Genomic DNA, 24,284 nt, shown 5'->3' with positions numbered 1-24,284 from the left:
ACTGCGGGAACCACACGGACCGCGGTGATCACACGGCGGACGGGCCGGCGTACTCGCGTTCCCGGGCCGGCAACTCGTTGACGTTGTCCGGGCTGACCGGACGGCGCCGGGACAGGACGTAGAAGCCGGCCGCCGCGGCCACGGCCACGGCCGCCACCAGGATCACCCCGAGGTCGCCCCGGCCGGCCACCCAGGCCGAGACACCGCCGACCGCCGCCGCGGCCGGCAGTGTCAGAACCCAGGACACCGCGATCCGCCCCGCGACGCCCCACCGCACCTTGGCCAGCCTGCGGCCGAGCCCCGAGCCCATGATGGCGCCGGTGCAGACCTGCGTGGTGGACAGCGCGAAACCCAGGTGCGAGGACGACAGGATGACCGCTGTCGCCGTCGTCTCGGCGGAGAAGCCCTGCGGGGCATGGATGTCGGTCAGGCCCCTGCCCATGGTCCGGATGATCCGCCAGCCTCCGACGTAGGTGCCCAGCGAGATCGCCAGCCCGGCGGTGAGCACCACCCACCACGGCGGTTGGGATCCGTGGGGGAGGAAGCCGGTGGATATGAGCGCGAGGGTGATGACGCCCATGGTCTTCTGCGCGTCGTTGGTGCCGTGGGCCAGGGCCACCAGGGACGCCGATCCGACCTGTCCCGCACGGAAACCCTTGTCGACCCCGCGCTCGGCGGTGCGCTGGGTGATCTTGTAGGCCAGGTACGTCGCGGCCAGGGCCACCGCGCAGGCCAGGATCGGTGAGGCGATCGCCGGGATCACGACCTTCTCCACCACCTGGCTGAAGTGGATCGCCGATCCGCCCGCCCCCACCCACACCGCACCGATCAGCCCGCCGAACAGCGCGTGCGACGAACTGGACGGCAGGCCGAAGAGCCAGGTCGTCAGGTTCCACAGGATCGCGCCGACCAGGCCGGCGAAAATCATCACCAGGGACACCTTGGAGTCGTTGACGAGCCCGTTCGAGATCGTCGTGGCCACTTCCGTGGAGAGGAAGGCGCCGGCGAGGTTCAGTACGCCGGCGACCGCGACGGCCGTCCGTGGGCTGAGGGCTCCGGTCGCGATGGACGTCGCCATGGAGTTGGCGGTGTCGTGGAAGCCATTGGTGAAGTCGAATGCCAAGGCGGTCAGTACGACCGCCAGCAGGAGAAAAGAGATGCTCTGCACCGCCGACGACCTCCCGCCCGGCGCGGCAACATGCGAGGAAAACCTCCTCCGTTATCCATCCTGACGGGACCGCCGCCGCCCGCAACCGCAGAGTCCGTCCCCCGCCTGCTCGACCCCGGTTTGACCGGCATGGGCCCGCCCCGTAACCTTGACCGTCGGCGTGTCCACTGACGTGCCACATCCCCGTAAACCTCTTCCTCCCGGACGGCCGGCCGGGAGAGGCCGCTCGTGGTCGAGCGGCTGGACTGCGGGGGTGCCGTTTCCCGAGCGAGAGAGTGAGATCCGCGTGTACGCCATCGTGCGCAGCGGTGGTCGCCAGCACAAGGTTGCTGTCGGCGACATCGTTGAGGTTGACAAGATTTCCACTGCCAAGGTTGGCGACACGGTCGAGCTCTCGACCCTGCTCGTTGTCGACGGCGACGCTGTGACCAGCGACCCGTGGGTGCTGGCCGGCATCAAGGTCCAGGCCGAGGTCGTGGACCACCACAAGGGCCAGAAGATCGACATTCTGCGCTACAAGAACAAGACCGGCTACCGCCGTCGTCAGGGCCACCGCCAGCAGTACACGGCGATCAAGGTCACTGAGATCCCCACGGCTGCGAAGTAAGGGACTGAGGAGAAATGGCACACAAGAAGGGCGCATCGTCCACCCGGAACGGTCGCGACTCCAACGCTCAGCGGCTCGGCGTGAAGCGCTTCGGCGGTCAGGTCGTGAGCGCGGGCGAGATCCTGGTCCGCCAGCGCGGCACCCACTTCCACCCGGGCGCGGGCGTCGGCCGTGGCGGCGACGACACGCTGTTCGCGCTGCAGGCCGGTGCGGTGGAGTTCGGTAGCCACCGTGGCCGCAAGGTCGTGAACATCGTTCCGGTCGCCTGATCCCAGGCACAGACCGAAACGCTTTCGCGAGGCGGACCTCACTTCCCGGTCGGGAAGGCAGGTCCGCCTTTCGCGTGTTGAAGCAAAGACGTACTCGTACTTTTTCTGGAGGCACCGAACCATGACCACCTTCGTGGACCGCGTCGAGCTGCACGTCGCCGCGGGTAACGGAGGTCACGGCTGTGCCTCCGTCCACCGTGAGAAGTTCAAGCCGCTGGGCGGCCCGGACGGCGGCAACGGCGGCCGGGGCGGCGATGTGATCCTCACCGTCGACCAGTCGGTGACCACGCTGCTCGACTACCACCACTCCCCGCACCGCAAGGCCACCAACGGCAAGCCCGGCGAGGGCGGCAACCGCTCCGGCAAGGACGGCCAGGACCTGGTCCTGCCGGTGCCGGACGGCACGGTCGTCCTGGACAAGGCGGGCAACGTGCTGGCCGACCTGGTCGGGCAGGGCACGTCGTACGTCGCCGCGCAGGGCGGCCGGGGCGGCCTCGGCAACGCGGCGCTGGCCTCGGCCAGGCGCAAGGCGCCCGGGTTCGCGCTGCTCGGTGAGCCGGGCGACCTGGGCGACATCGTCCTGGAGCTGAAGACCGTCGCCGACGTGGCGCTGGTCGGCTACCCGAGTGCCGGCAAGTCCTCGCTGATCTCGGTGCTGAGCGCGGCCAAGCCGAAGATCGCCGACTACCCGTTCACCACCCTCGTGCCCAACCTGGGTGTCGTCACGGCCGGTTCGACCGTGTACACCATCGCCGACGTGCCGGGGCTGATCCCGGGCGCCAGCCAGGGCAAGGGGCTGGGCCTGGAGTTCCTGCGGCACGTGGAGCGGTGCAGCGTGCTGGTGCACGTGCTGGACACGGCGACGCTGGAGTCCGACCGCGACCCGGTGTCCGACCTCGACATCATCGAGGCGGAGTTGCGCGAGTACGGCGGGCTCGACAACCGGCCCCGGATCGTCGTCCTGAACAAGGTCGACGTGCCCGACGGCAAGGACCTCGCCGAGATGGTGCGGCCGGACCTGGAGGCGCGCGGTTACCGCGTCTTCGAGGTGTCGGCGGTGGCGCACATCGGGCTGAAGGAGCTGTCGTACGCGCTCGGCGACCTGGTCGCGAGGGCGCGCGCCGCGAAGCCGAAGGAGGAGGCGACCCGGATCGTCATCCGGCCGAAGGCCGTGGACGACGCGGGCTTCACGGTCACCCGAGAGGAGGCCGATGGGGAGCCCCTGTTCCGGGTGCGCGGCGAGAAGCCCGAACGCTGGATCCGGCAGACCGACTTCAACAACGACGAGGCCGTCGGCTACCTCGCCGACCGGCTGAACCGCCTCGGTGTGGAGGAGGAGCTGATGAAGGCCGGTGCCCGCTCCGGGGACGCCGTGGCCATCGGCCCCGAGGAGAACGCGGTCGTCTTCGACTGGGAGCCGACGGTCATGGCCGGCGCGGAGATGCTGGGCCGGCGCGGTGAGGACCACCGCTTCGAGGAGCAGCGTCCAGCGGTCCACCGGCGCCGGGACCGCCAGGCCGAACGCGACGAGTCCCTCCGGGAGTTCGGCGACTTCGACCCGTTCGAGTGAAGTCGCTGACGCCCTGACGTCTGACGCCCTGACGCCTGGCGCCCTGGCTGGGATCGGCCTTCCCAGGCTGAACCCTCGTCCCCAGAATGTCATCTGACGTTCCGTAAGACCCGTTGTGGCAAGATCACGCCTTTCGCGGCGTGCCCGTGCCGCAACGGGTCTTCTGTTGTTGCGCTTTTGTCATGCTCGCGAAGGGTTCCGTTCAACGGGCGGACCGTCCGGCCGTGGGAGCTTCCGAATGTCCGAAGAGATCACCGTGGCAAGGGAGTCAGCGAATGACCGCAGCATCGCCCGACCGACGCCGCCTTCTGACCGCCGGTGCCGCCGTCCTCGGCGCCGCGGCCTCCGCCCAGCTCTGGCTGCCGACCACCGCACGAGCAGCCGAAACCAAGCTGCCGGACGGGGTCTTCAGCCTCGGCGTCGCGTCCGGCGACCCGCTGCCGGACGGCATCGTGCTGTGGACCCGGCTCGCCCCCGACCCGCTGAACGGCGGCGGCATGCCCGACAGCGCGGTCCCGGTGGAGTGGGAGCTCGCGGACGACGAGCGGTTCAGGAAGACCGTGCGCCGGGGCGTCGCCCAGGCCCAGCCCGAGTACGGGCACAGCGTTCACGTGGATGTACGTGGACTGCACCCGGGGCGCACGTACTGGTACCGCTTCCGCAGCGGCGGCCAGATCTCGCCCACCGGCCGCACCCGCACCGCGCCCCACCCGCACCGCAAGGGCGGCTCGCTGCGCGTCGCGCTGGCCTCCTGCCAGAACTGGCAGCACGGCTACTTCACCCCGTACGCCGACATGCTCGCCCAGGATCCCGACTTCGTGCTCTTCGTCGGTGACTACATCTACGAGTCATCGCCCTCCGCGACCGCCGTGCGCAGACACGAGGGCAAGGGGGAGCCGTACACCCTGGTCCAGTACCGCAACCGGTACGCCCAGTACCGCTCCGACCCCGACCTGGCGGCGATGCACGCGAACGCCCCCTGGGTGGTCACCTTCGACGACCACGAGGTCGACAACGACTGGGCCGGGGAGATCCCGCAGGACCCCGACAAGCAGACGCACGACGCGTTCGTCGCCCGGCTGACGGCGGCCTTCCAGGCGTACTACGAGCACATGCCGGTCCGCGCCACCGCGATCCCGAACGGCCCGCACATCCGGATGCACCGCCGCCTGGAGTTCGGCCGCCTGGCCCAGCTCAACGTGCTGGACACCCGGCAGTTCCGCAGCGACCAGGCCACCAGCCAGGCCGGCGCCCAGGACCCGTCGATGACCATGCTCGGCGCGGACCAGAAGCAGTGGCTCCTCGACGGGCTGCGGGACTCCCCGGCGCGCTGGAACATCATCGCCTCGCAGATCATGCTGGCCGAGACCGATCTGCAGCTCGGTGAGGGCAAGCTCTGGTACTACGACGCCTGGGACGGCTACCAGGTCGAACGCAACGCCCTCCTGAAGGAGTTCGCCGACATCCGCAACCCGGTCGTGCTCAGCGGCGACCGGCACCTGACGATGATCAGCGACCTCAAGGAGGACTTCGCCGACCCGGACTCCGACGTCGTCGGCGCCGAGTTCGTCGGCACCTCCATCTCCAGCAGCGGCGACCAGGACCAGGCCGCCTTCCACGCCCAGTGGGACCCGCTGATGGCGGACAACCCGCACTGGAAGGTAATCGACGCCCACCGCGGCTACCACCTCTTCGACATCCGCCACGGCGGCATCGACGCGAAGGTCCGCGTCGTGGACACCGTGCTCAAACCCCAGGCGAACGCGAGCACGCTCGCCGCGCTGCGGGTGGAATCGGACGAACCCGGGGTCCGGGTCGTGTGAGCCGCGCGCGGCATATGAAGTCCGTGTGAGGGGCCTGGGACACATCCGTGTCCCGGGCCCCTCTCCGTATCTTCCGCAGCACAAATCCCGAGGTGGAATTCCGGGGCAATGAACTGCCCGGCGGGCACTATTTCGCGCTCGTTCGCAACGACGCGGTCAGGCATATGAAGAACGCGTGCGGTCCGCAGCCGCCGGACACGGGGGTCCCCCGGTCGGTCGCCGCCTCAGGAGCCTGGCGGCCTGCCGGGCGTCGTGCGGCGCCCGGGCCGTGGACGCCGCCGGATCGGGGCACAAGGAACCTGTGGAGTTACTCACAGCAATTCCGCGGAACTGACAAAGAGGGCATCGCTCTTCACCAGCGGTGCAAGGTGAATGAGAGGTTGCGCGCACATATGCGGCGCCGGTCGCTCACCTTGCACTGCGGTAACCCGAAGTGGGACCATTTCCGGGTTCCCTGTCGCCCCGAGGTAGGTCACCTGTGTCACAGCACATAGCCAAGCCCCGTACCACCGCAGTGATCCTGGCCGGTGGTACCGGTCAGCGCGTGGGTCTGTCGATCCCCAAGCAGCTGCTGAAGATCGCCGGCAAGGCAGTCATCGAGCACACTCTGACCACCTTCGAGAACGCCGACTCGATCGACGACATCATCGTGCTGATGGCGCCGGGCTACGTGCCCGACGTCGAGAAGATCGTCGCCAAGGCCGGGTTCACCAAGGTCAAGAAGGTCATCGAGGGCGGCTCGACACGGAACGAGACCACCGAGCGCGCCATCGACGCCCTCGGCGAGGGCCTGGCCGAGGGCGAGGACCTCAACGTCCTCTTCCACGACGCCGTCCGCCCGCTGCTGTCTCAGCGCGTCATCGACGACTGCGTGACCGCGCTCGAGCGCTACGAGGCCGTGGACGTGGCCATCCCGTCCGCGGACACCATCATCGTCACGCGCACCCACGGCCAGGACGGCGAGTTCATCACCGAGATCCCGGACCGCTCCCGGCTGCGCCGCGGCCAGACCCCGCAGGCCTTCAAGCTGTCCACGATCAAGCGGGCCTACGAGGTCGCGGCCGGCGACCCCAACTTCCAGGCCACCGACGACTGCTCGGTCGTGCTCAAGTACCTGCCGGACGTGCCGATCCACGTCGTGGCGGGCGACGAGTACAACATGAAGGTGACGCAGCCGGTCGACGTCTTCATCGCCGACAAGCTGTTCCAGCTCGCCTCCACCGCGGCGCCCGAGCAGAACGGCGACGAGGCCTACCGCGAGCTGCTCACCGGCAAGACCATCGTCGTCTTCGGCGGCTCGTACGGCATCGGCAAGGACATCTCCGAACTCGCCGAGTCCTACGGCGCCAAGGTCTACGCGCTGGGCCGCTCCACCACCGGCACCCACGTGGAGAACCCGGAGGAGGTCGACGACGCGCTGTCCAAGGCGTACGCGGAGACCGGCCGGATCGACTACGTGGTCAACACCGCGGGCGTGCTGCGCATAGGGAAGCTCGCCGAGACCGACAACGCCACCATCGAGGAGGCGCTGAAGGTCAACTACCTCGCGCCGGTGCAGATCGCGCGCTCCTCCTACAAGTACCTGGCGGAGACCAACGGCCAGCTGCTGCTGTACACCTCCAGCAGCTACACCCGCGGCCGCGCCGAGTACAGCCTGTACTCCTCCACCAAGGCGGCCATGGTGAACCTCACCCAGGCGCTGTCCGACGAGTGGGCGGGCGACGGCATCCGGGTCAACTGCATCAACCCCGAGCGCACCGCGACCCCGATGCGCACCAAGGCCTTCGGCCAGGAGCCCGCGGGCAGCCTGCTCTCCTCCGAGGCCGTGGCCCGTACCTCGCTGGACGTGCTGCTGTCGGAGCTGACCGGGCACGTCATCGACGTCCGCCAGCAGGACCCGACGGCGGGCGCCGCGCAGGCCTCCGGCTTCGAGCAGGCGCTGGCCTCCGTCCTGGACCGCCAGGACGGCGTGTAATAATCGACGGTAATCAGATTTAAGGAATTCAGGCCTCTGCGGGCGCCCGTTCACCGGGCGTTCGCAGAGGCCTGAATCCGTACACCTTGCAAATCGTCCGCAAACCCGCACCATTCCTGAACAAGACCGGCACTTCCCCTCCCAGAGCAGGTTTCTCCGTGATATCCACCGCTATACGCGTGGCCCGGGTGGGCAGCGCGGCAGAGCTCGCCGCGGCGGCCCTCATGATCCTGGGCTTCCCGGCGATCATGTTGGCCGCGCTCGTCCCGAGTGTGTACGCCTTCGCGGCCGCGGCCGCCGTGACGTACCTGGCGGACCACTATCTGCACCGCAAGGGCAGCTACCTGATCAACCGCCTCAGCAAGGTGCGGGCCGGCCTGTCGATCCGCTTCCTGATCCGGCAGCTGCTGCTGATCCTGCTGCTGGCCCGGCTGTCCCTCTCGGACAACCTGATCTTCTACGGGGCCATCGCCTGCTTCATCGCCTTCTACGGTCTGCAGGCCCCGCACGGCGCGCTGGTCACCCTGATCCGCAACCGCCGCCGGATGCCGGTCGCCACCCGCAACGTCGACCTGAAGTCCCGCATCCGCATCCCGGACGCGCCGCCGCGTCGCCTGCTGCACCGCTCCGCCGAGAAGATGCTGCACCTCGACCTCGCGGCCGTCGCCGGTCTGCTGGTCTCCAGCGTCATGGACACGGCCGTCGCCGGATTCATCGGCATCGGCCTCACCATCGGCCTGGGCGGGCTGTACGTGCTCGCGCTCATGCCGTACGTACGCGGCCGGAAGACCCCGCCGAAGGCGGAGCAGGTGCTGGCCGCCGTCGACGACTGGCTGGCCGAGTACAAGCCCGAGACGGTGCTGTACTTCTCCGGCTCCAAGGACTCCGCGTACCAGGTCAACATGTGGCTGGAGACGATGGAGCAGCTGGACACCCGGCCGCTGATCATCCTGCGCGAGCGGGTCATCCTCAACAACCTGGCGCCCACCACGGTCCCGGTCGTCTGCGTGCCCGGAGGGGTGCACCTGATGAACATGGACCTGACCACGGTGCGGGTCGCGCTGTACGCGGCGAACGTCGGCAAGAACATCCACCTGCTGCGCGTCCCCACCATGAAGCACGTGTTCATCGGCCACGGCGACAGCGACAAGCTCGCCAGCGTCAACCCGTACAGCAAGGTGTACGACGAGGTGTGGACCGCCGGCCGGGCGGGCCGCGACCGCTACGCCATCGCCGACGTCGGCGTCCGTGACGAGGACATAGTCGAGGTCGGCCGCCCGCAGCTCGCACCGATCCGGACCTGGCAGGGCGTGCCCGAGGGCCGTATCCCGACCGTGCTGTACGCCCCCACCTGGGAGGGCTGGGACGGCAACCCCGGCAACACCTCGATCGTGCTCGCCGGTGAGAACATCGTGAACAGGCTGGTGACGGCCGACCCGCCGGTCCGTGTCCTGTACAAGCCGCACCCCTTCACCGGCACGGTCAGCAAGGAGGCCGGCGCCGCCCACCGGCGGATCACCGCCCTGGTGGAGAAGGCCGCCGCCGAGCGCGCCGCCGACCCGCGCTTCACCGTCGACACCGCCGCCCAGGACCGCGCCAAGGCCGAGCTGGCCCGGATCGAGGCCCGCCTCGCCGAACTGTCCGGCAGGAGCGGCGACAAGGGCGACGAGGCCGAGGCCAGCCGGGACGGCGTGGTCGACGTCGCCCGGCACGAGGAGGTCGCCCGGCTGCGCGCCGAGTGGAACACCGCCTACTGGGTTGCCTTCCCCACCTGGGAGCACCGGGTCATCAAGGGCGCCGAGCCGCGTCTGTACGACTGCTTCAACGTCTCCGACGCGATGGTCTCCGACATCTCCAGCGTGGTCTCCGACTTCATCGCCAGCGGCAAGCCGTACGCGGTGACGGACTCGGCCGAGGTGGGCGTGGAGGAGTTCAAGCGGCAGAACACGGCGGTGCGCGCCGCCGTGATCCTCTCCAACAGCGCGGCCGAGCTGGGCGGGCTGCTGGACGCCGTGCGCGACCCGGCCGCCGACCCGCTGGCCGCCGACCGCAAGGAGCTCAAGCAGTACCTGCTGGGCCCGGACGAGCCGACGTCCATCGACCAGTTCAACGCGGCGGTGGCGGCCCTCGCCCTCAAGTCCGAGGCGCGCAACGCGGGTCAGGAGACCCGTCTGGCCGGCGCCAACGTCGACCCCGCCGAGGCGGCCGAGCTGACGAACGCGGTGCCCGGCCAACGGCTGCCGTCGGCCGGTGAGTCGGACGGTGTGACCGCCTGACCCGCCTGACCCGCCCGGCCCCCGAGGATTCCCGTCCTCGGGGGCCGTTCTCTTGTCCGGCTCTTACCGCACCCCCTGAGCAGCTCTTACCGCCGCTCCGTACTGTCCGGTGCCGCCCGCCGCGAAACGAACCTGTTCCGTCGCTGTGTGACGTATGCCACTGATTCCGGGTGTTGGGGCAACCGCTTCACGTGGCCACTCGTCTAACTGACTGCAAATCAGGGGTTTCGGGGAACTTGCTCCATCGACCATGGAGAAACGTGACAAGGGGGAAATGTGACCGTCGTGACGCAGCCTGATGTGACCGTGATCATCGGGGCGTACGAGGCGATGCCGTACCTGGTCGAGTGCCTGGCGTCGGTCGAGGCACAGACCATCGACCCGGAGCGCATCGAGGTCATCGCGGTGGACGACGGCTCGACCGACGGGACGGGGGAGTACCTGGAGGAGTTCGCGGCCCGCACCGCCATGCCGGTCACCGTGATCCGGCAGAAGAACTCCGGCGGTCCCAGCGGTCCGCGCAACGTCGGCCTGAGCAAGGCGTCGGGGCGGTACGTGTTCTTCCTGGACGCCGACGACCGGCTCGGCCCTCAGGCCCTCGAGCGCATGGTCGCCATGGCCGACAAGAACGGCACCGACGTGGTCCTGGGCCGCGTGGAGGGCGTCAATCGCACGGCGCCGAAGTCGATGTGGGGCAAGACCCTCGACCGTACCGACGTCTTCTCGTCCAACATCAAGTTCACGCTCAGCGCGCAGAAGCTGTTCCGCCGCGAACTGCTGGAGCGGCACGGCATGCGCTTCGACGAGTCGCTGTGGACCGGCGAGGACGCGCTGTTCACGATGGAGGCCTATCTGCGGGCCGACGGCGTCTCCGTCGTCGCCGACCACACCTGCTACTACCTGGTCGGCCGCGACGACGGCAAGCACGTCACCAAGTCCGGCAGCTACACCCTGCGCTTCGACTCCGCGCGCGCCCTGATGGACCTGATCACGCGGATGGTCCCGGCCGGCCCCAAGCGGAACATGCTCATGGTCCGGCCCTTCCTCATCACCCTGCTGCCGCAGTTCGGGCCCAAGTACCTCAAGGACAGCGAGGAGGTGCGGCGGCACAAGCTGGAGCTGGCCAAGCCTCTGATGGACGCCCACTGGAACCCCGAGGTCGCCCGGCTCCTGAAGGTCCACGAGCGGCTGCGGCTGCACCTGGTGGCCATGCAGCGGCCCGAACTCCTCGCGGACGTCATCGAGTTCGTCAGGGCGAAGAAGCAGGCCGCCGCGGTCCTGGAGAAGCGGGGCACCCAGGTCTACCTCGTCTACCCGCACTTCCGCTCGAGGAAGGCCGGCATCCCCGACTGGGTGTACCTCGCCGAGGCGCGTGAGGCCCGGGCCTTCGAGGGGTACCGGGAGGCCGCCGCCAACTCGTTCCTGCGACGCGCCCTGCGCAAGGTACGGCGCTCGCTGCCCAAGGCGGGCTTCACGGCGGCGGCCTGATCCGGCCGGAGCAGGAGCCCCGGCCCCTCGGGGCTCCTACTGCCGCCCGCCCTGCAGGGCCCGCTTGATGGGGCGGCCCACCACACGGCGGGCGCGGCGGTAGACGCTGGCGGCGGGGGCGGCCTGTGCGGCCTTGGCGCCGGCGTTCGCGGTGGGCTTCGTCTTGGCCTTGGCCGACTTCGCTCCCGCCCGCGCCAGCTCCCTGCGCAACTGCGCGTTGTCCTGCGACAGTTCGCTGACACGGCCGTACAGCCAGCCGAACCGGGTGGTCAGGGAGGCGACGTCCATGTCGTTCCAGGGGCGGATGCCCGGCGGGAACGACAGCGACCGCATCCGCTCCTCGAAGGCCGCGCCGCCGTCGCCGTGGGTGAAGGTGTTCTCCAGCCCGTTCCTGTCCAGGAACGCGGTGAACCGCTCGAAGCGCTCCCCGTGTCCGCCGACCAGCGCCCCGAAGTCGGCCTTCGCGTACAGCCGTGCGGGGTCGGTGGCCTCGGGGTCCTTGACGACCTCGGCGAGCAGTCGGTGCGGGATGTCGAAGTACCGGCACAGCTCCAGCGTCCGCGAGTCCCCGCACAGCACGGTCGCGGGCGTGCCGGCCAGCAGCGCCGCGATGTTGCCGTGGATCCGGGAACCGAAGGAGAAGTCGAACGCCCCCAGGTCGTCGATCCAGGTGCGGGGATCGATGTACACGCGGACCTTGCCCTCCCGGTACATCGGGTGGTCCGGGTGCGTCGGCATCGCGGTCACCTCGGCGTTCGGGTCCGACAGGTCCCGCCAGTGCAGTTGCCGTGCGTCGCTGAGGTTCTGGCCGACGAAGCGCAGGTTCGGATAGCGCTCGTGGGCGCGGGCGACGACCCGGTCCAGGCCCTGCTTCTGCACCGCGTTGTGCGAGCCGTTGACGGCGATCCGCGACTCGGCCGTCAGCTCCGGCACCTCCTTGCGCACATCGAGCTCGCGCCCGTACATGAACAGCGAGGGGCAGCCGATGACCTCGACGTCCCGGAAGCCCATGTCCTTCAGGTACTGCTCGGTGAACTCGCCCCGCACGCCGATCGACGCGCTGCGCTCGAGCACCGCCGCGCAGAACTCGCGCACGGCCGGCTCGATCCGCTTCAGCCGCTCCGGGCTGTAGTCCACCCCGGTCTGCGCACCGACCCCGAGGACCACCACCGGGATCCGCAGCCGGCTGATGAGCCGGGTCAGGCGCTTCAGTCCGGCCTCGAAGGACGGCCTGAAGGCGTTGGCGAGCGGTACGACGAAGGCGTCGTACTCCTCGTTGATCCGGCCCGCCGCGGACGGGTCGCTCCCGATACCGTTCGAGACCACCTCGGCACCGGGTGTCTCGAGGATCTTGTGGGCGGCGTCGCTGAAGATCAGGTTGCCGGAGTTGGTGGCTATGACATCTCTGTGGAGGGCCTCCTCCAGGGGGACGACGTCGTAGGGGCTCTTCCCCGAGCGGAGGAGTATGCGCTTCACACGGCGAACATTAGGTGACACACCTTCAAATTAAGTTTGCGTGGACTTTGATTTCTATATGCAACCAGCACAACCTTTTTGCCGTACGCGAAGAGTGATCATTTGGTCACCGACGCCTGTCCGGGGCCTGTCCGGGGCCTGTCCGGGGGGTGAAACCGACGCGCGCCGATCGATCTCTTTCGCGTAGATTGCCGGGCAGGGGCGGCACTGACGCGAGGAACAGGGGAGCAAGGTGGCTGGGGCAAGGCAGGCCGTGAGCGGGGCCCGCAGGATTGTCGTGAAGGTGGGTTCCTCGTCGCTGACCACCGCCGCGGGCGGGCTGGACGCCGACCGGGTGGACGCGCTCGTGGACGTCCTCGCCAAGAGTCGCAGCGGGGGAGAGCGGGAGATCGTGCTGGTCTCCTCGGGTGCCATCGCCGCCGGGCTGGCCCCGCTGGGTCTGCGCCGCCGCCCCAAGGACCTCGCCCGTCAGCAGGCCGCCGCCAGTGTCGGCCAGGGTCTGCTGGTGGCCCGGTACACCGCATCCTTCGCCCGGCACGGCGTCCGGGTCGGGCAGGTGCTGCTCACCTCCGACGACATGAGCCGCCGGGCCCACCACCGCAACGCCTCCCGCACGCTCGACGAGCTGCTGGCCATGGGGGCGTTCCCGGTGGTGAACGAGAACGACACCGTCGCCACCGACGAGATCCGCTTCGGGGACAACGACCGTCTCGCCGCCCTCGTCGCCCACCTCGTCCACGCCGACCTCCTGGTCCTGCTGTCCGACGTGGACGGCGTCTACGACGGGGACCCCACCAGACCCGGCACCTCACGGATAGCCGAGGTGCGGGGACCCGCCGATCTCGAGGGCATCGAGATCGGCAGCGCCGGCAAGGCGGGGGTCGGCACCGGCGGCATGGTCACCAAGGTGGAGGCCGCCCGCATCGCCGCCGCCGCGGGCATCCCCGTCGTCCTCACCAGCGCGATCCACGCGGCCGAGGCGCTGGGCGGCGGTGACACGGGCACCTACTTCCACCCCACGGGCAAGCGCTCCGCCCACCGGCTGCTGTGGCTGCAGCACGCCTCCGCCCCGCAGGGCTCCCTGACCCTGGACGACGGCGCGGTACGCGCGGTGGTGGAGCGCCGCACGTCACTCCTGCCCGCCGGGATCGCCGCCGTCGAGGGCGAGTTCAACGCCGGCGACCCGGTCGAGCTGAGGGACGGCAGCGGACGCGCCGTGGCCCGCGGTCTGGTCAACTTCGACGCCAAGGAGATCCCCCGGCTGATCGGACGGTCGACCCGGGAGCTGGCGCGGGAACTCGGCCCGGAGTACGAACGCGAGGTCGTACACAGGGACGACCTGGTGATCCTGCACTCGTAGAACGGGATGCGACGGCAGACTCCGGTGGGGGACGTTCCGTAAAACGGCCACACGAAGCCGTGCGGCCTGCTCAACTTTGCTGAGGGGCGTGTTTCAGGCGCACGCCCGCGGACGGGCACAGCGAGAAGGAGGCCGTCGTGAGACGAGTGCGCCCAGGTGCGGCGGCGTCCCGCGGTGCTCTGACGAGCGTCGCGGCCGGTGACACCTACGAGGAGCCCGCCGACCTGCCCCGCCTGTGGCACGTCACCCTCAGCGTCTCCGGGCAGGAGGTCCCCCTGGGGGATCTCAGGCGTGCCCTGGAGCAGCTCGCCCACGACCACCCCTTCCTGCTGACCAGCAGATACGCGAACGACCACGCCGAGATCCGCTACTGGGAAGAGGCCCGCGACCTGCACGACGCCGCCGCCGTCGCCCTGCGTCTGTGGGGCGAGCACCGGCAGACGGCGGGTCTGCCGGCCTGGGAGATCGTCGGCCTGGAGGTCATCGACCGCGAGACCTACCACCAGCGCGTCGCCGAGGGCTATGGACCGCCGCCCGCGGCCCCCGTGGGAATTCATCCCTTTTGATCCGTTCCTGAATCCGCCCGGGGTCGTCTCGGAGGTCGTCTCGGGGCCCGTCTCGGGGTGTGGGATGAACCGTGAACCCGCCGGTCCGCCGCACTACGCTTCCCCCATGACCACGCTCTCGCCGTACGACTCGATGTCCCCGGTCACCCAGGCCGCCTACCGCGCCAAGGCCGCCGCCGCCGACCTCGCGCCGCTGCCGCGCGCCGTGAAGGACGACACGCTGCTCGCCATCGCGGACGCCCTGGAGGTCCGCACGAGCGAGATCGTCGAGGCCAACGCCAAGGACGTGGCCAAGGCCCGGGAGAACGGCACCAGCGAGGCCATCGTCGACCGGCTCACCCTCACCCCCGAGCGGGTCCGCGCCATCGCCTCCGATGTGCGCGACGTGGCGAAGCTGCCCGACCCGGTCGGTGAGGTGGTCCGCGGCTCGACCCTGCCCAACGGCATCGACCTGCGTCAGGTCCGCGTCCCGCTCGGCGTGGTCGGCATCATCTACGAGGCACGGCCGAACGTCACCGTCGACGCCGCCGCCCTCTGCCTCAAGTCCGGCAACGCGGCGCTGCTGCGCGGCTCCGCCTCCGCCTACGAGTCGAACACCGCCCTCGTCCGGGTGATCCGGGACGCCGTCGGAGGCGCCGGACTGCCCGCCGACGCCGTACAGCTGGTGCCGGGGGAGAACCGGGAGAGCGTGCGCGAGCTGATGCGCGCCCGCGGGCTCGTCGACGTGCTGATCCCGCGCGGCGGCGCCTCCCTGATCCAGACCGTGGTCAACGAGTCCACCGTCCCGGTGATCGAGACCGGCACCGGCAACTGCCACGTCTACGTCGACGCGGACGCCGACATCGACATGGCGATCGAGATCCTGATCAACTCCAAGGCCCAGCGGGTCAGCGTCTGCAACGCCGCCGAGACCCTCCTCGTCCACCAGGACATCGCCCCCGAGTTCCTGCCGCGCGCCCTGGACGCCCTCGCCGAGGCCGGAGTGACCGTGCACGCCGACGAAAGGGTCATGGCGTACGCCAAGGACTCCCGGGCCACCGTGGTCGAGGCCACGCCGGACGACTGGGACACCGAGTACCTCTCGTACGACATCGCCGCCGCCGTCGTCGACTCCCTCGACCGGGCGGTCGCCCACATCCGGCTGTGGAGCTCCGGTCACACCGAGGCCATCGTCACCACCTCCCAGCAGGCCGCCCGCCGCTTCACCCAGCTCGTCGACTCGACCACGGTCGCGGTGAACGCCTCCACCCGTTTCACCGACGGCGGCCAGTTCGGCTTCGGCGCGGAGATCGGCATCTCCACGCAGAAGCTGCACGCGCGCGGCCCGATGGGCCTGCCGGAGCTGACCAGCACCAAGTACATCGTCACCGGCGACGGGCACGTACGGCGCTGACGCCGGCCGGGTCTCGGCAGGGCCCTGGCAGGGGCCTGCGGTCCTCCGCGGTGTCCTGCGGTGTCCTGCAAGATCCGTGAAAGGCGTCTCACCAGGCGGTTGAATTTCTCTACCGTCTGCCCAAATTGACCCCTCAGGACTACGCTGGACCCGTGCCGGAGGACGTGGGGGGCACGCCGTTCTCTGACGGCCGGGAGCCCGACGACGACCACGACCACGGAGAGTCGGACGACGAGTTCGCCTCCGTGGTCTTCGACGAGGCCTTCATACAGGCGGCCGTGGTGCACGAGCCGACCGCCGTGGAACGTCTCCTGGCCGCCGCCCAGGCGAGAGCCGAGGCCTCGGAGGCCGAAGCCCGCCGCGCCCACGCCAGAGGCGAGCGGTACGACGAGCGGTACCGCCCCGACGGCACCGATCTCGGCCATGACCCGGACCTCGACGACCTCGACGACCCCGAGTTCCTGAGCGACCGCTGGAGCGCCCCCGGGCCCTATGGCAAACAGGTCCGCTGGCACCGGCCCGTCGCGTGGCTGCTCGCCGTCGTGATGGGCGTCGGCATGGTCGCACTGGCCTTCGCCGCGGTCTACCGGGGGACCTCCTCGGGCAGCCGGGACCAGCTTCCGTCGCCCCCTCCGGCCGGCCTCGAACAAGGCACCGCAGCGGCCCCCTCCACGTCCGTCGAGTCTTCCCCGCCCGCGGTCTCGGCCATCCCGCGCTCGCCCTGAGCAGCCCTGGGCTCCTTTGGTGAGAACCTGTCAGAACTTGTCGTGTACCAGGGCGTTTACCTGAGGCTCGCGGGACCTACTCTGAAAGTATGGGCGGGCCTGGAGACCCACCAGAGGGGACACCCGAGGGCGGCCCCGTCGGTGGAGAGGACGAGTACCGATCCGTCGTGTTCGACGAATCGTTCGTCCGTGCTGCCCGCCTGCAGGAGTACTCCGCCCAGGAGCGCATGGCGGACCACGCGCCCGCCGTCCGCCGCCGCCCGCCCCTGCACCGGGGACTGTCCCGACAGGTGCTGATCCTGGCCCTGCTGATCGTCGTCGCCTTCGGCACCGCGATCTACATGGGCGTACGCCACCCCTACGGTTCCTCCGAGGCCCGGCGGACCGTCGACCCCCTGCGGATGACCGTGATCCCGCTGGCCCCGCAGGGCAAGGTGCCCGGGACGGCCGACGCCGAGTACCTGTACGCGCACAGCCCCGCCGCCCAGTTCGCGGTCGGCGCCGAGGGCATACCGCTGCCCGCCTCCCGGAGCACCGTGCACTTCTCGGACAGTCAGGTGGTGGCCGCGCTCAGCACCGCCAAGGACTACATCGTCCGCTCCGCGCTCTACCCCGAGGTCCTCGACAGCAGTGAGGTCCAGCCCGCCCGCGCCCTCATCGACTCCGGACAACTCGACCAGTTCGACCAGAGCTTCGAGCATCCCGCCGCTGACGGCCGCCACGCCCCCACCGGATGGCTGGTCCGCTTCGACCCCGCCCGCGCCGAGCTGGCCGACCAGAAGGTACGCGTCCAGGGCAGCCTGCAGGCCGCCGAGACCGACTCCTCGACGCTCGAGGTGACCGCGGACCACACGTTCGTCTACGCGCTCCGGCCGACCGGCGCCGATGCCAAGGCCCCGGTGTCCCTGTTCACCGTCCGCCGGGAGATGACCTTCCGCTTCGACCGCGAGGACCTGCGCACGCACCAGGTCCAGCTGGTCGTCTCCTACGTCCAGGCGGGCCCCCTGTCCTGCGCCGAGGACTCCACCAACCACCTGCACCCCCTCCTGGCGGGCCAGACCGCGAAGGCGGGCGGTCCGGCGGGCACGGACCCCTACGCCACGGGCAGCGCGACCGCCCTGTGCGGAACGCTGGCGGCAGGAGCGCAGCCGAAGGTGTGAGGAGGCCGAGAGGGCCTGCTGCTCTGTGTCTGCTCCGCCGCTGCCCCGTGTCTACTCGGCGTCCGGCGCGTCCTGCGGGGGAGTCTTCGGCGGCGGCGGGCTGGTGAAGCCGTCGAAGCCGCGCCGCACCCGGCCACCCAGGTCCCCGGCCCCGCCGGCGAGATCGCTGACCAGCTTCATCAGCGGATCCTTGGAGCTCTTCACATGATCGGCGTAGTGCGCCGCCGACTCCCGGAACGAATCGCTGACCGAGGTGTCCTTGTCCTCGCTGCGCCGCGGGTAGTGCCCGTCCATGATCCGCTGGTGGTCCCGCGACTCGGCCCACTTCTTCAGCTCGGCCGCCCGGACGGTGGTGAACGGATGGGAGCGGGGCAGCACGTTGAGGATCTTCAGCACGGAGTCGCGCAGGTCGCCCCCGGACTCGTACTCCTCGGCCTGCTGCAGGAACGCGTCCACGTTCATCTCGTGCAGATGGTTGCCGCCCGCGATCTTCATCAGGCCGCGCATCGAGGCCCGCAGGTCCTGCCCCACCAGGAGGCCGGCCCGGTCCGCGGACAGTTCCGACTTGCGGAACCACTCCCGCAGCGCCGTCACGATCGCCATGATCGCCAGGTTGCCGAGCGGTATCCAGGCCACCCGCAGCGCGAGGCTCGTCAGGAACAGCAGGATCGTGCGGTACACCGAGTGGCCGGACAGCGCGTGCCCCACCTCGTGGCCCACGACCGCCCGCATCTCCTCCTCGTCGAGCAGCTCGACGAGGCCTGTGCTGACGACGATGATCGGCTCGTCCAGGCCGATGCACATCGCGTTCGGCTGCGGGTCCTGGGTGACGTACATCGGCGGGACCTTCTCCAGGTCCAGGATGTAGCAGGCGTCCCGCAGCATGTCATTGAGGTGGGCGAACTGCTGGTCCGAGACGCGCACCGAGTCGGACAGGAACAGCAGCCGCAGGCTCCGCTCCGGAAGCAGCCCGCTGAGCGCCTTGAACACCGTGTCGAAACCGCTCAGTTTCCGCAGGGCCACCAGGGCGGAGCGGTCGGCCGGGTGCTCGTAGGCACGGGAGGAGATCCCCGGGAAACGCCTGCGCTGCCTGCTCGGTACGCCGCCGTCCCCGTGCCCGTTGTGTGCGTGGCCGTCGTCGGACATTCTTCCCCCATGCGCGTCTGATGTGCCCCATGTGCCCCCGAGGCAGGCCCCAGCCTAGGCGGAGATACCGTGGACGGGCAGTACAGCCGAAGGAGTCCCGTCATGGAGCACATCCCCGCAGCCGCCTGGCTGACCGAGGCCGCCGACGCCGCCCCCCAGCACGGTACGGGGAGCCTGCTCAAGATCGTACTGGTCGTGATGGTCCTGGGCTGTGCGCTGACCGCCTGGTTCCTGCTGCGCGGCTACAAACGGAAGGACGACTGAGCGGCCCGTGAAGTTCCCAGGCGCCGGCCCCCGCTTCCCGCAACAGCGGAGTCGGCGTGATCGGCAAGGGACGGCCCGCATACGATGGGCCGACATCTTTATCCCGCCCACACCCGATAGGTCCTGCCGAAGATGAGCCTCCACAGCACCGCTGCCCAGTTGGTCACCCTCGCCGCCGAGGGCGGGGAGCACGGCGGAAACCACGAAAGCCTCAGCCCCTACGTCACCGGTGGCAGCGCCCTGCTCATCCTGCTGCTCCTGCTGTGGATCACCACCCGTTTCAACCGCGACCGCTGAGCCGGCGATCCGTCGCCCGGGATCCGGGCGCCCGGGATCCGGCGGCCGGGGCTCTCAGGCCGGGCCGGTAGGGTCTGCACGCATGGGAGAGCAGGACATGCCTACCGGTCCGGCGAACGAGACGTCCGACGACACGGTCAAGGCCCCCGAGTACCGGCCGGGCAACGGCCCCGCGCACACGGGCAAACGCCGCCTGGGAGTGATGGGCGGAACGTTCGACCCGATCCACCACGGGCACCTCGTGGCGGCCAGCGAGGTCGCCGCGCAGTTCCAGCTGGACGAAGTGGTGTTCGTCCCCACCGGACAGCCGTGGCAGAAGAGTCACCGCAAGGTCTCCCCGGCCGAGGACCGCTACCTGATGACGGTCATCGCGACCGCCGAGAACCCGCAGTTCTCGGTGAGCCGCATCGACATCGACCGCGGCGGTCCCACCTACACCGTGGACACCCTGCGCGACCTGCGCGCGCTCAACCCGGACACCGACCTGTTCTTCATCACCGGCGCCGACGCCCTCGCCCAGCTCCTGACCTGGCGCGACAGCGAGGAGCTGTTCTCCCTGGCGCACTTCATCGGGGTGACCCGCCCGGGCCACCACCTGACCGACCACGGACTTCCGGAGGGCGGCGTCACGCTCGTCGAGGTTCCCGCGCTCGCCATCTCCTCCACGGACTGCCGCGCGAGAGTCGCCAAGGGCGACCCCATCTGGTACATGGTGCCGGACGGAGTCGTGCGTTACATCGACAAGCGCGAGCTGTACCGCGGCGAGTGAGCCGAGAGGGGCACCGGTGAACGAGCGATACGACCCGGGGTACGGGGGAGACCAGTACGAGCTGGTCGGCTACGACGAGTACGGGCAGCCTGTCTACCGGCAGGTGCCCGCACAGCAGACCCCCCAGCAGGCATACGACCAGTACGGCCGGCCCGGCTACGGCTACGACCCGTACGCGACCGGAGAACAGCACTCCGAGCCGTCGTACGGCAGTTACGACCACGGCCCGCAGACGCCGGGCACCTCTCACGACTCGTACGACTCGTACGGCTCCTACGACCAGTACGGCACCGGGCCGCAGAACCCGGGCGGTCCCGCACCGGGGTACGACCCCTACGGACAGGCGGCGGCCGGCGGACAGGCGGCGGCCGGCGGCCGGCAGCCCCAGGTCGCCGAGCAGACCGCCTACATCCCGCAGCAGACCGGACCGGCCGAGGCCGAGGCCGAGGAGGCGAAGACCCCGGCCGCCGAGGAACGGGACTACCGCACCGAGCAGTTCGCCTTCGTCGAGGACCCCGACACCGACTCCGAGGACGTCATCGACTGGCTGAAGTTCACGGAGAACCGAACGGAGCGCCGCGAGGAGGCCCGCCGCCGCGCCCGCAGCCGGGTCATCGCCCTCGCCGTGGTGCTCGCACTGCTCGCGGTCGGCGGCGTCGGCTACCTCTGGTACGTCGGAAAACTCCCCGGCCTGTCCTCCTCCGGCGCGAAGTCGGGCACCACCACGGCCGCGGGCGCCCAGAAGCGCGACGTGATAGTCGTCCACCTGCACGACACCGCCAAGGGCGGCACCTCGACGGCGCTGCTCGTGGACAACACCACCACCAAGCACGGCACCACCGTGCTGCTGCCCAACTCGCTCGCCATGACCGGTGACGACGGCACCACGACGACGCTGGCCAAGTCGGTCAAGGACGACGGCTCCTCAGGCACCGTCGACCAGCTGGACACCGTTCTCGGTACCAACATCGAGGGCACCTGGCGCCTCGACACCCCCTACCTGGAGAACCTCGTCGAGCTGGTCAGCAACATCGACATCGACACCAACACCGACGTGCCCGACCCGGGCGCGAAGAAGAAGGGCACCGCGCCCCTCGTCCACAAGGGCGAGGACCAGACCCTCAGCGGCAAGATGGCCGTCGCCTACGCCACCTACCGGGCCCCCGGCGAGTCCGAGGACGCCCAGCTGGAGCGGTTCGGCCAGGTCATGCAGGGCGTGCTGCGCAAGGTCTCCTCCGACCCCACCGTGGCGACCACCACCGTGCAGACGCTGGCGCAGATCCTGGACCCGTCGCTCAGCGACAAGGACCTCGGCACCTTCCTCGCCAAGCTCGCCGACCTGGCCAAGGGCGGCGACTACAAGACCGAGCTCCTGCCGGTCCAGTCCGACGGCACGCTGAGCGCGCGGACCAGCGACAGTGTGGTGAAGAACATCCTCGGCGGCACCGCCAAGAGCCCCGAGGCGGGCTCGGCGGTCCGGGTGTCCGTCCAGAACGCCACCGGCGTCAAGGACAACACCGAGAAGGCCCGCGTGGTGATCGTCAACGGCGGCTTCAACTTCCTGGAGGCCGGTACGGCGTCCGCCACCCGCCCGGCATCCCGGGTGGTCTACGCCGACGCCGCCGACAAGGAGAACGCCACCGAGGTCGCCAAGACCCTGGGCCTGCCCTCCGGCTCGGTGAAGAAGGGGACGGTCAGCTCGGGCGCCGACGTCTCGGTGATCCTCGGGCAGGACTACAAACCGTCGTCGTCCTAGTACGTCACCGGCACTTCGCCGACCGGGCCCCCCACGTGACACGTCAATCACGTGGGGGCACCCCGGCGGCTCATGAGACCCTTGGTGTCAAGTGACCGCCGACGGAAAGCCAAGTAGTGACCGCCACCGACCGTTCTCTCGAGCTCATCAACACCGCCGCCCAGGCGGCCGCAGACAAGCTCGCCCACGACGTCATCGCCTACGACGTCAGCGACGTGCTCTCGATCACGGACGCCTTCCTGCTGGCCTCCGCACCCAACGACCGCCAGGTCAAGTCGATCGTCGACGAGATCGAGGAGCGGCTCCTGAAGGACCTCGGCGCCAAGCCGGTGCGCCGTGAGGGCGACCGCGAAGCCCGTTGGATCCTGCTCGACTACGTCGACATCGTCGTCCACGTCCAGCACAGCGAGGAGCGCGTCTTCTACGCGCTGGAACGCCTGTGGAAGGACTGCCCCGAGATCGAGCTGCCCGCCGACGCCAAGGCCACCCGCGGCAAGGCCGAGGAGCACGCCAAGCTGCAGGCCGCCGCCGAGGACGCCGACGAACCGGGCGGAGAGTGGCGATGAGCGCCACCGATGAGGTGACCGACCGCAAGGGCCGCGGTCGCCGCATCATCCTGTGGCGGCACGGCCAGACCGCGTGGAACCTGGAGCGCCGCTTCCAGGGCACCACGGACGTGGAGCTGACCGAGACCGGCACCGGACAGGCCCGGCGCGCGGCGCGGCTGCTCGCCTCCCTGGGGCCCGACGCGATCATCTCGTCGGACCTCAAGCGGGCCGTGCTCACCGCCGCCGAGCTCGCCGCCCTCACCGGTCTGGAGGTCACCCGCGACGAGGGGCTGCGCGAGACCTACGCGGGCGTCTGGCAGGGGCTGACGCACGAGGAGATCATCGCCCGGTACGGCGAGGAGTACGCGGCGTGGAAGCGCGGCGAGCCGGTCCGCCGCGGTGGCGGCGAACTGGAGACCGAGGTCGCCGACCGCGCCGCCCCCGTCGTGCTGCGGCACGCCGACAAGCTGCCCGAGGACGGCACCCTCGTGGTGGTCAGCCACGGCGGCACCATCCGGACCACCATCGGTCGTCTCCTCGGCCTGGAGGCACACCACTGGGAAGGGCTGGGCGGCCTCTCCAACTGCTGCTGGTCCGTCCTCGGCGAGGGCGTGCGCGGCTGGCGGCTGCTGGAGCACAACGCGGGCACCCTTCCGGAGCCCGTCCTCGGCGACGACGACTGAGAGCGCGGTCCGGGCGCGCCGGCGCAGCGCAGGCGCGGATTTCACTTTCTGGCAGGTCGCAGGCTAAAGTTCTTCTTGTTCGCCCCGCTGAGCGGGACCGGACAACAAGGGGCTATAGCTCAGTTGGTAGAGCGCCTGCATGGCATGCAGGAGGTCAGGAGTTCAATTCTCCTTAGCTCCACGGATCGGCACTCTGTCGAGTTGTCAAAGATCGGTGATGAGGATCCCGTCCCCTCAAGGGGGCGGGATTTTCTGCGCTTCACATGCGGACGACCTCCGCGGCCGCCCCGCCCGCCGACGGCCACAGCCGCTCCCGGCTGTCGCGCAGCCGAGCGACCTTCTCCCGTGCAGGGCGGCCTCGGCCACAGTGCGCTGCGCCGCGAGCTGATCTTCGAGCCGAGCGCCGCGGCCTGGCTGTACCTCGCGGGCGCCGGGGTCGGGGCCGGGATCGGGCCGGCCCTCAGCCCGACGCTCACGGGTGCCCTGGCCGCCGTGCGGCCCGAGGACGCGGCGGACGCCGGCGGTCTGCTCGCGACGGGCGCGCAGCTCGGCCGGCTGATCGGCGTGGCGGCGTTCGGCACACTGTTCCTGAACCGGCTTGAGTCACTTGGCGGCCTGGAGGCGTATACCTCCGCGAAGGCGCTTTCAGTGTGCGCGTGGGCGCTGGCCGGCACGGCGGCGGTGGGTGCCGTGTCCGGACTGGTACTGAGGCGTCGCTGACCGTATTGGTCCGGCCGTGGCAGAATCAAACGGCCGGAAGGGGGCGCGGCCCGACGGGAGGGAGTAGCGATGCCTGCGAGCATCCTCGAGGAGGTCGACCACCTCCTCGGTGCGGCGGTGATACGGGAAACGGCCACCCGGCTCAGCTGCCCTTCCTGCGGTTCCGGCCACGTGGCGCAGGTCCTCGGCGACAACGGCGGGGTCTCCTACGTGTGCACGGCCTGCGGCCACAGCTGGAGCTGATC

General features: G+C 69.9%; 23 protein-coding genes and 1 tRNA gene. 21 read left to right on the top strand and 3 right to left on the bottom strand.

What is annotated here, in order from left to right; translation table 11 throughout:
• Nucleotides 1-28: 28 nt before the first annotated feature.
• Nucleotides 29-1,168: an anion permease gene (locus ACFYZQ_RS04430; protein ID WP_389141440.1), complete on the bottom strand. Its 1,140-nt coding sequence runs from the start codon at nucleotides 1,166-1,168 to the stop codon at nucleotides 29-31.
• Between the two features lie 286 nt (nucleotides 1,169-1,454).
• Here ACFYZQ_RS04430 and rplU point away from each other — a divergent pair, with 286 nt between their 5' ends.
• The 7 genes from rplU to ACFYZQ_RS04395 all read left to right on the top strand — a co-directional run bounded on the left by rplU (nucleotide 1,455) and on the right by ACFYZQ_RS04395 (nucleotide 11,176).
• Entirely contained in the window at nucleotides 1,455-1,775 is a 321-nt protein-coding gene (gene rplU / locus ACFYZQ_RS04425; RefSeq protein WP_003990208.1) for a 50S ribosomal protein L21, read from the top strand.
• 14 nt (nucleotides 1,776-1,789) lie between these two features.
• The gene (gene rpmA, locus ACFYZQ_RS04420; RefSeq protein WP_365884299.1) at nucleotides 1,790-2,044 is read left to right on the top strand and encodes a 50S ribosomal protein L27; all 255 of its coding nucleotides are present in this window, start codon (nucleotides 1,790-1,792) and stop codon (nucleotides 2,042-2,044) included.
• Between the two features lie 121 nt (nucleotides 2,045-2,165).
• Nucleotides 2,166-3,614, top strand: a complete 1,449-nt coding sequence (gene obgE, locus ACFYZQ_RS04415; RefSeq protein WP_389141438.1) for a GTPase ObgE — start codon at nucleotides 2,166-2,168, stop codon at nucleotides 3,612-3,614.
• Between the two features lie 275 nt (nucleotides 3,615-3,889).
• On the top strand, nucleotides 3,890-5,437 hold the full coding sequence (locus ACFYZQ_RS04410; RefSeq protein WP_389141436.1) for an alkaline phosphatase D family protein: 1,548 nt from the start codon (nucleotides 3,890-3,892) through the stop codon (nucleotides 5,435-5,437).
• Nucleotides 5,438-5,915: 478 nt separating this feature from the next.
• Complete coding sequence (locus tag ACFYZQ_RS04405; RefSeq protein WP_389141434.1) at nucleotides 5,916-7,412, top strand: D-ribitol-5-phosphate cytidylyltransferase; 1,497 nt, start codon at nucleotides 5,916-5,918, stop codon at nucleotides 7,410-7,412.
• Between the two features lie 158 nt (nucleotides 7,413-7,570).
• A complete protein-coding gene (locus ACFYZQ_RS04400; protein WP_389141432.1) occupies nucleotides 7,571-9,688 on the top strand; it encodes a hypothetical protein in 2,118 nt (705 codons plus the stop codon).
• Between the two features lie 330 nt (nucleotides 9,689-10,018).
• Nucleotides 10,019-11,176: a glycosyltransferase family 2 protein gene (locus tag ACFYZQ_RS04395; protein ID WP_389141899.1), complete on the top strand. Its 1,158-nt coding sequence runs from the start codon at nucleotides 10,019-10,021 to the stop codon at nucleotides 11,174-11,176.
• A gap of 36 nt (nucleotides 11,177-11,212) precedes the next feature.
• Here the strand turns inward: ACFYZQ_RS04395 and ACFYZQ_RS04390 are convergent, their stop codons facing one another.
• Nucleotides 11,213-12,652, bottom strand: a complete 1,440-nt coding sequence (locus ACFYZQ_RS04390) for a polysaccharide pyruvyl transferase family protein (protein ID WP_389141430.1) — start codon at nucleotides 12,650-12,652, stop codon at nucleotides 11,213-11,215.
• 253 nt (nucleotides 12,653-12,905) lie between these two features.
• Between ACFYZQ_RS04390 and proB the strand changes: the two genes are divergently transcribed.
• The 5 genes from proB to ACFYZQ_RS04365 all read left to right on the top strand — a co-directional run bounded on the left by proB (nucleotide 12,906) and on the right by ACFYZQ_RS04365 (nucleotide 17,856).
• A complete protein-coding gene (gene proB / locus ACFYZQ_RS04385; protein ID WP_389141897.1) occupies nucleotides 12,906-14,012 on the top strand; it encodes a glutamate 5-kinase in 1,107 nt (368 codons plus the stop codon).
• 137 nt (nucleotides 14,013-14,149) lie between these two features.
• A complete protein-coding gene (locus ACFYZQ_RS04380; protein WP_389141428.1) occupies nucleotides 14,150-14,578 on the top strand; it encodes a hypothetical protein in 429 nt (142 codons plus the stop codon).
• A 106-nt stretch (nucleotides 14,579-14,684) separates the two neighbouring features.
• On the top strand, nucleotides 14,685-15,971 hold the full coding sequence (locus ACFYZQ_RS04375) for a glutamate-5-semialdehyde dehydrogenase (RefSeq protein WP_389141426.1): 1,287 nt from the start codon (nucleotides 14,685-14,687) through the stop codon (nucleotides 15,969-15,971).
• 125 nt (nucleotides 15,972-16,096) lie between these two features.
• The gene (locus ACFYZQ_RS04370; protein WP_389141424.1) at nucleotides 16,097-16,696 is read left to right on the top strand and encodes a hypothetical protein; all 600 of its coding nucleotides are present in this window, start codon (nucleotides 16,097-16,099) and stop codon (nucleotides 16,694-16,696) included.
• An 89-nt stretch (nucleotides 16,697-16,785) separates the two neighbouring features.
• The gene (locus ACFYZQ_RS04365; RefSeq protein ID WP_389141422.1) at nucleotides 16,786-17,856 is read left to right on the top strand and encodes a hypothetical protein; all 1,071 of its coding nucleotides are present in this window, start codon (nucleotides 16,786-16,788) and stop codon (nucleotides 17,854-17,856) included.
• Between the two features lie 51 nt (nucleotides 17,857-17,907).
• On the opposite strand, the gene ACFYZQ_RS04360 is transcribed toward ACFYZQ_RS04365, so the two are convergent.
• Nucleotides 17,908-19,002: a M48 family metallopeptidase gene (locus tag ACFYZQ_RS04360; protein WP_389141420.1), complete on the bottom strand. Its 1,095-nt coding sequence runs from the start codon at nucleotides 19,000-19,002 to the stop codon at nucleotides 17,908-17,910.
• Between the two features lie 102 nt (nucleotides 19,003-19,104).
• Between ACFYZQ_RS04360 and ACFYZQ_RS04355 the strand changes: the two genes are divergently transcribed.
• From ACFYZQ_RS04355 to ACFYZQ_RS04315, 9 genes are all read left to right on the top strand, one after another.
• Complete coding sequence (locus tag ACFYZQ_RS04355; RefSeq protein WP_388787174.1) at nucleotides 19,105-19,266, top strand: hypothetical protein; 162 nt, start codon at nucleotides 19,105-19,107, stop codon at nucleotides 19,264-19,266.
• A gap of 132 nt (nucleotides 19,267-19,398) precedes the next feature.
• The gene (locus tag ACFYZQ_RS04350; protein ID WP_389141418.1) at nucleotides 19,399-19,563 is read left to right on the top strand and encodes a hypothetical protein; all 165 of its coding nucleotides are present in this window, start codon (nucleotides 19,399-19,401) and stop codon (nucleotides 19,561-19,563) included.
• Nucleotides 19,564-19,645: 82 nt separating this feature from the next.
• Nucleotides 19,646-20,332 carry a nicotinate-nucleotide adenylyltransferase gene (gene nadD / locus ACFYZQ_RS04345; RefSeq protein WP_389141416.1) on the top strand — a complete coding sequence of 229 codons (687 nt, stop codon included), beginning with the start codon at nucleotides 19,646-19,648 and terminating at the stop codon, nucleotides 20,330-20,332.
• A 16-nt stretch (nucleotides 20,333-20,348) separates the two neighbouring features.
• A complete protein-coding gene (locus tag ACFYZQ_RS04340) occupies nucleotides 20,349-22,088 on the top strand; it encodes an LCP family protein (protein ID WP_389141414.1) in 1,740 nt (579 codons plus the stop codon).
• Nucleotides 22,089-22,204: 116 nt separating this feature from the next.
• Nucleotides 22,205-22,654, top strand: a complete 450-nt coding sequence (gene rsfS, locus ACFYZQ_RS04335; protein ID WP_388787185.1) for a ribosome silencing factor — start codon at nucleotides 22,205-22,207, stop codon at nucleotides 22,652-22,654.
• Nucleotides 22,651-23,319 (top strand): histidine phosphatase family protein, encoded by a 669-nt coding sequence (locus tag ACFYZQ_RS04330; protein ID WP_389141412.1) that lies wholly within the window; start codon nucleotides 22,651-22,653, stop codon nucleotides 23,317-23,319. The genes rsfS and ACFYZQ_RS04330 overlap by 4 nt, the downstream gene beginning before the upstream one ends.
• 108 nt (nucleotides 23,320-23,427) lie before the next feature.
• Nucleotides 23,428-23,500 (top strand) — tRNA-Ala (locus ACFYZQ_RS04325).
• A gap of 164 nt (nucleotides 23,501-23,664) precedes the next feature.
• Complete coding sequence (locus ACFYZQ_RS04320) at nucleotides 23,665-24,039, top strand: hypothetical protein (RefSeq protein ID WP_389141410.1); 375 nt, start codon at nucleotides 23,665-23,667, stop codon at nucleotides 24,037-24,039.
• Between the two features lie 69 nt (nucleotides 24,040-24,108).
• The gene (locus ACFYZQ_RS04315) at nucleotides 24,109-24,282 is read left to right on the top strand and encodes a hypothetical protein (RefSeq protein ID WP_389141408.1); all 174 of its coding nucleotides are present in this window, start codon (nucleotides 24,109-24,111) and stop codon (nucleotides 24,280-24,282) included.
• Nucleotides 24,283-24,284 lie beyond the last annotated feature (2 nt).

It is taken from the genome of Streptomyces sp. NPDC001843, assembly GCF_042891955.1.
Lineage (GTDB): Bacteria > Actinomycetota > Actinomycetes > Streptomycetales > Streptomycetaceae > Streptomyces.
The sequence above is the reverse complement of the archived record's forward strand: the minus strand, read 5'-3'. Positions and strand labels throughout refer to the sequence as shown.

What these genes read in the sequence shown, in the direction of transcription:
- ACFYZQ_RS04350 (WP_389141418.1), top strand. Translation starts at nt 19,399, where the DNA reads ATGAGCCTCCACAGCACCGCTGCCCAGTTGGTCACCCTCGCCGCCGAG.
- ACFYZQ_RS04355 (WP_388787174.1), top strand. Translation starts at nt 19,105, where the DNA reads ATGGAGCACATCCCCGCAGCCGCCTGGCTGACCGAGGCCGCCGACGCC.
- ACFYZQ_RS04365 (WP_389141422.1), top strand. Translation starts at nt 16,786, where the DNA reads ATGGGCGGGCCTGGAGACCCACCAGAGGGGACACCCGAGGGCGGCCCC.
- nadD (WP_389141416.1), top strand. Translation starts at nt 19,646, where the DNA reads ATGGGAGAGCAGGACATGCCTACCGGTCCGGCGAACGAGACGTCCGAC.
- rpmA (WP_365884299.1), top strand. Translation starts at nt 1,790, where the DNA reads ATGGCACACAAGAAGGGCGCATCGTCCACCCGGAACGGTCGCGACTCC.
- obgE (WP_389141438.1), top strand. Translation starts at nt 2,166, where the DNA reads ATGACCACCTTCGTGGACCGCGTCGAGCTGCACGTCGCCGCGGGTAAC.
- ACFYZQ_RS04375 (WP_389141426.1), top strand. Translation starts at nt 14,685, where the DNA reads ATGACCACGCTCTCGCCGTACGACTCGATGTCCCCGGTCACCCAGGCC.
- ACFYZQ_RS04410 (WP_389141436.1), top strand. Translation starts at nt 3,890, where the DNA reads ATGACCGCAGCATCGCCCGACCGACGCCGCCTTCTGACCGCCGGTGCC.
- ACFYZQ_RS04330 (WP_389141412.1), top strand. Translation starts at nt 22,651, where the DNA reads ATGAGCGCCACCGATGAGGTGACCGACCGCAAGGGCCGCGGTCGCCGC.
- ACFYZQ_RS04360 (WP_389141420.1), bottom strand. Translation starts at nt 19,002, where the DNA reads ATGTCCGACGACGGCCACGCACACAACGGGCACGGGGACGGCGGCGTA.
- ACFYZQ_RS04315 (WP_389141408.1), top strand. Translation starts at nt 24,109, where the DNA reads ATGCCTGCGAGCATCCTCGAGGAGGTCGACCACCTCCTCGGTGCGGCG.
- ACFYZQ_RS04395 (WP_389141899.1), top strand. Translation starts at nt 10,019, where the DNA reads ATGCCGTACCTGGTCGAGTGCCTGGCGTCGGTCGAGGCACAGACCATC.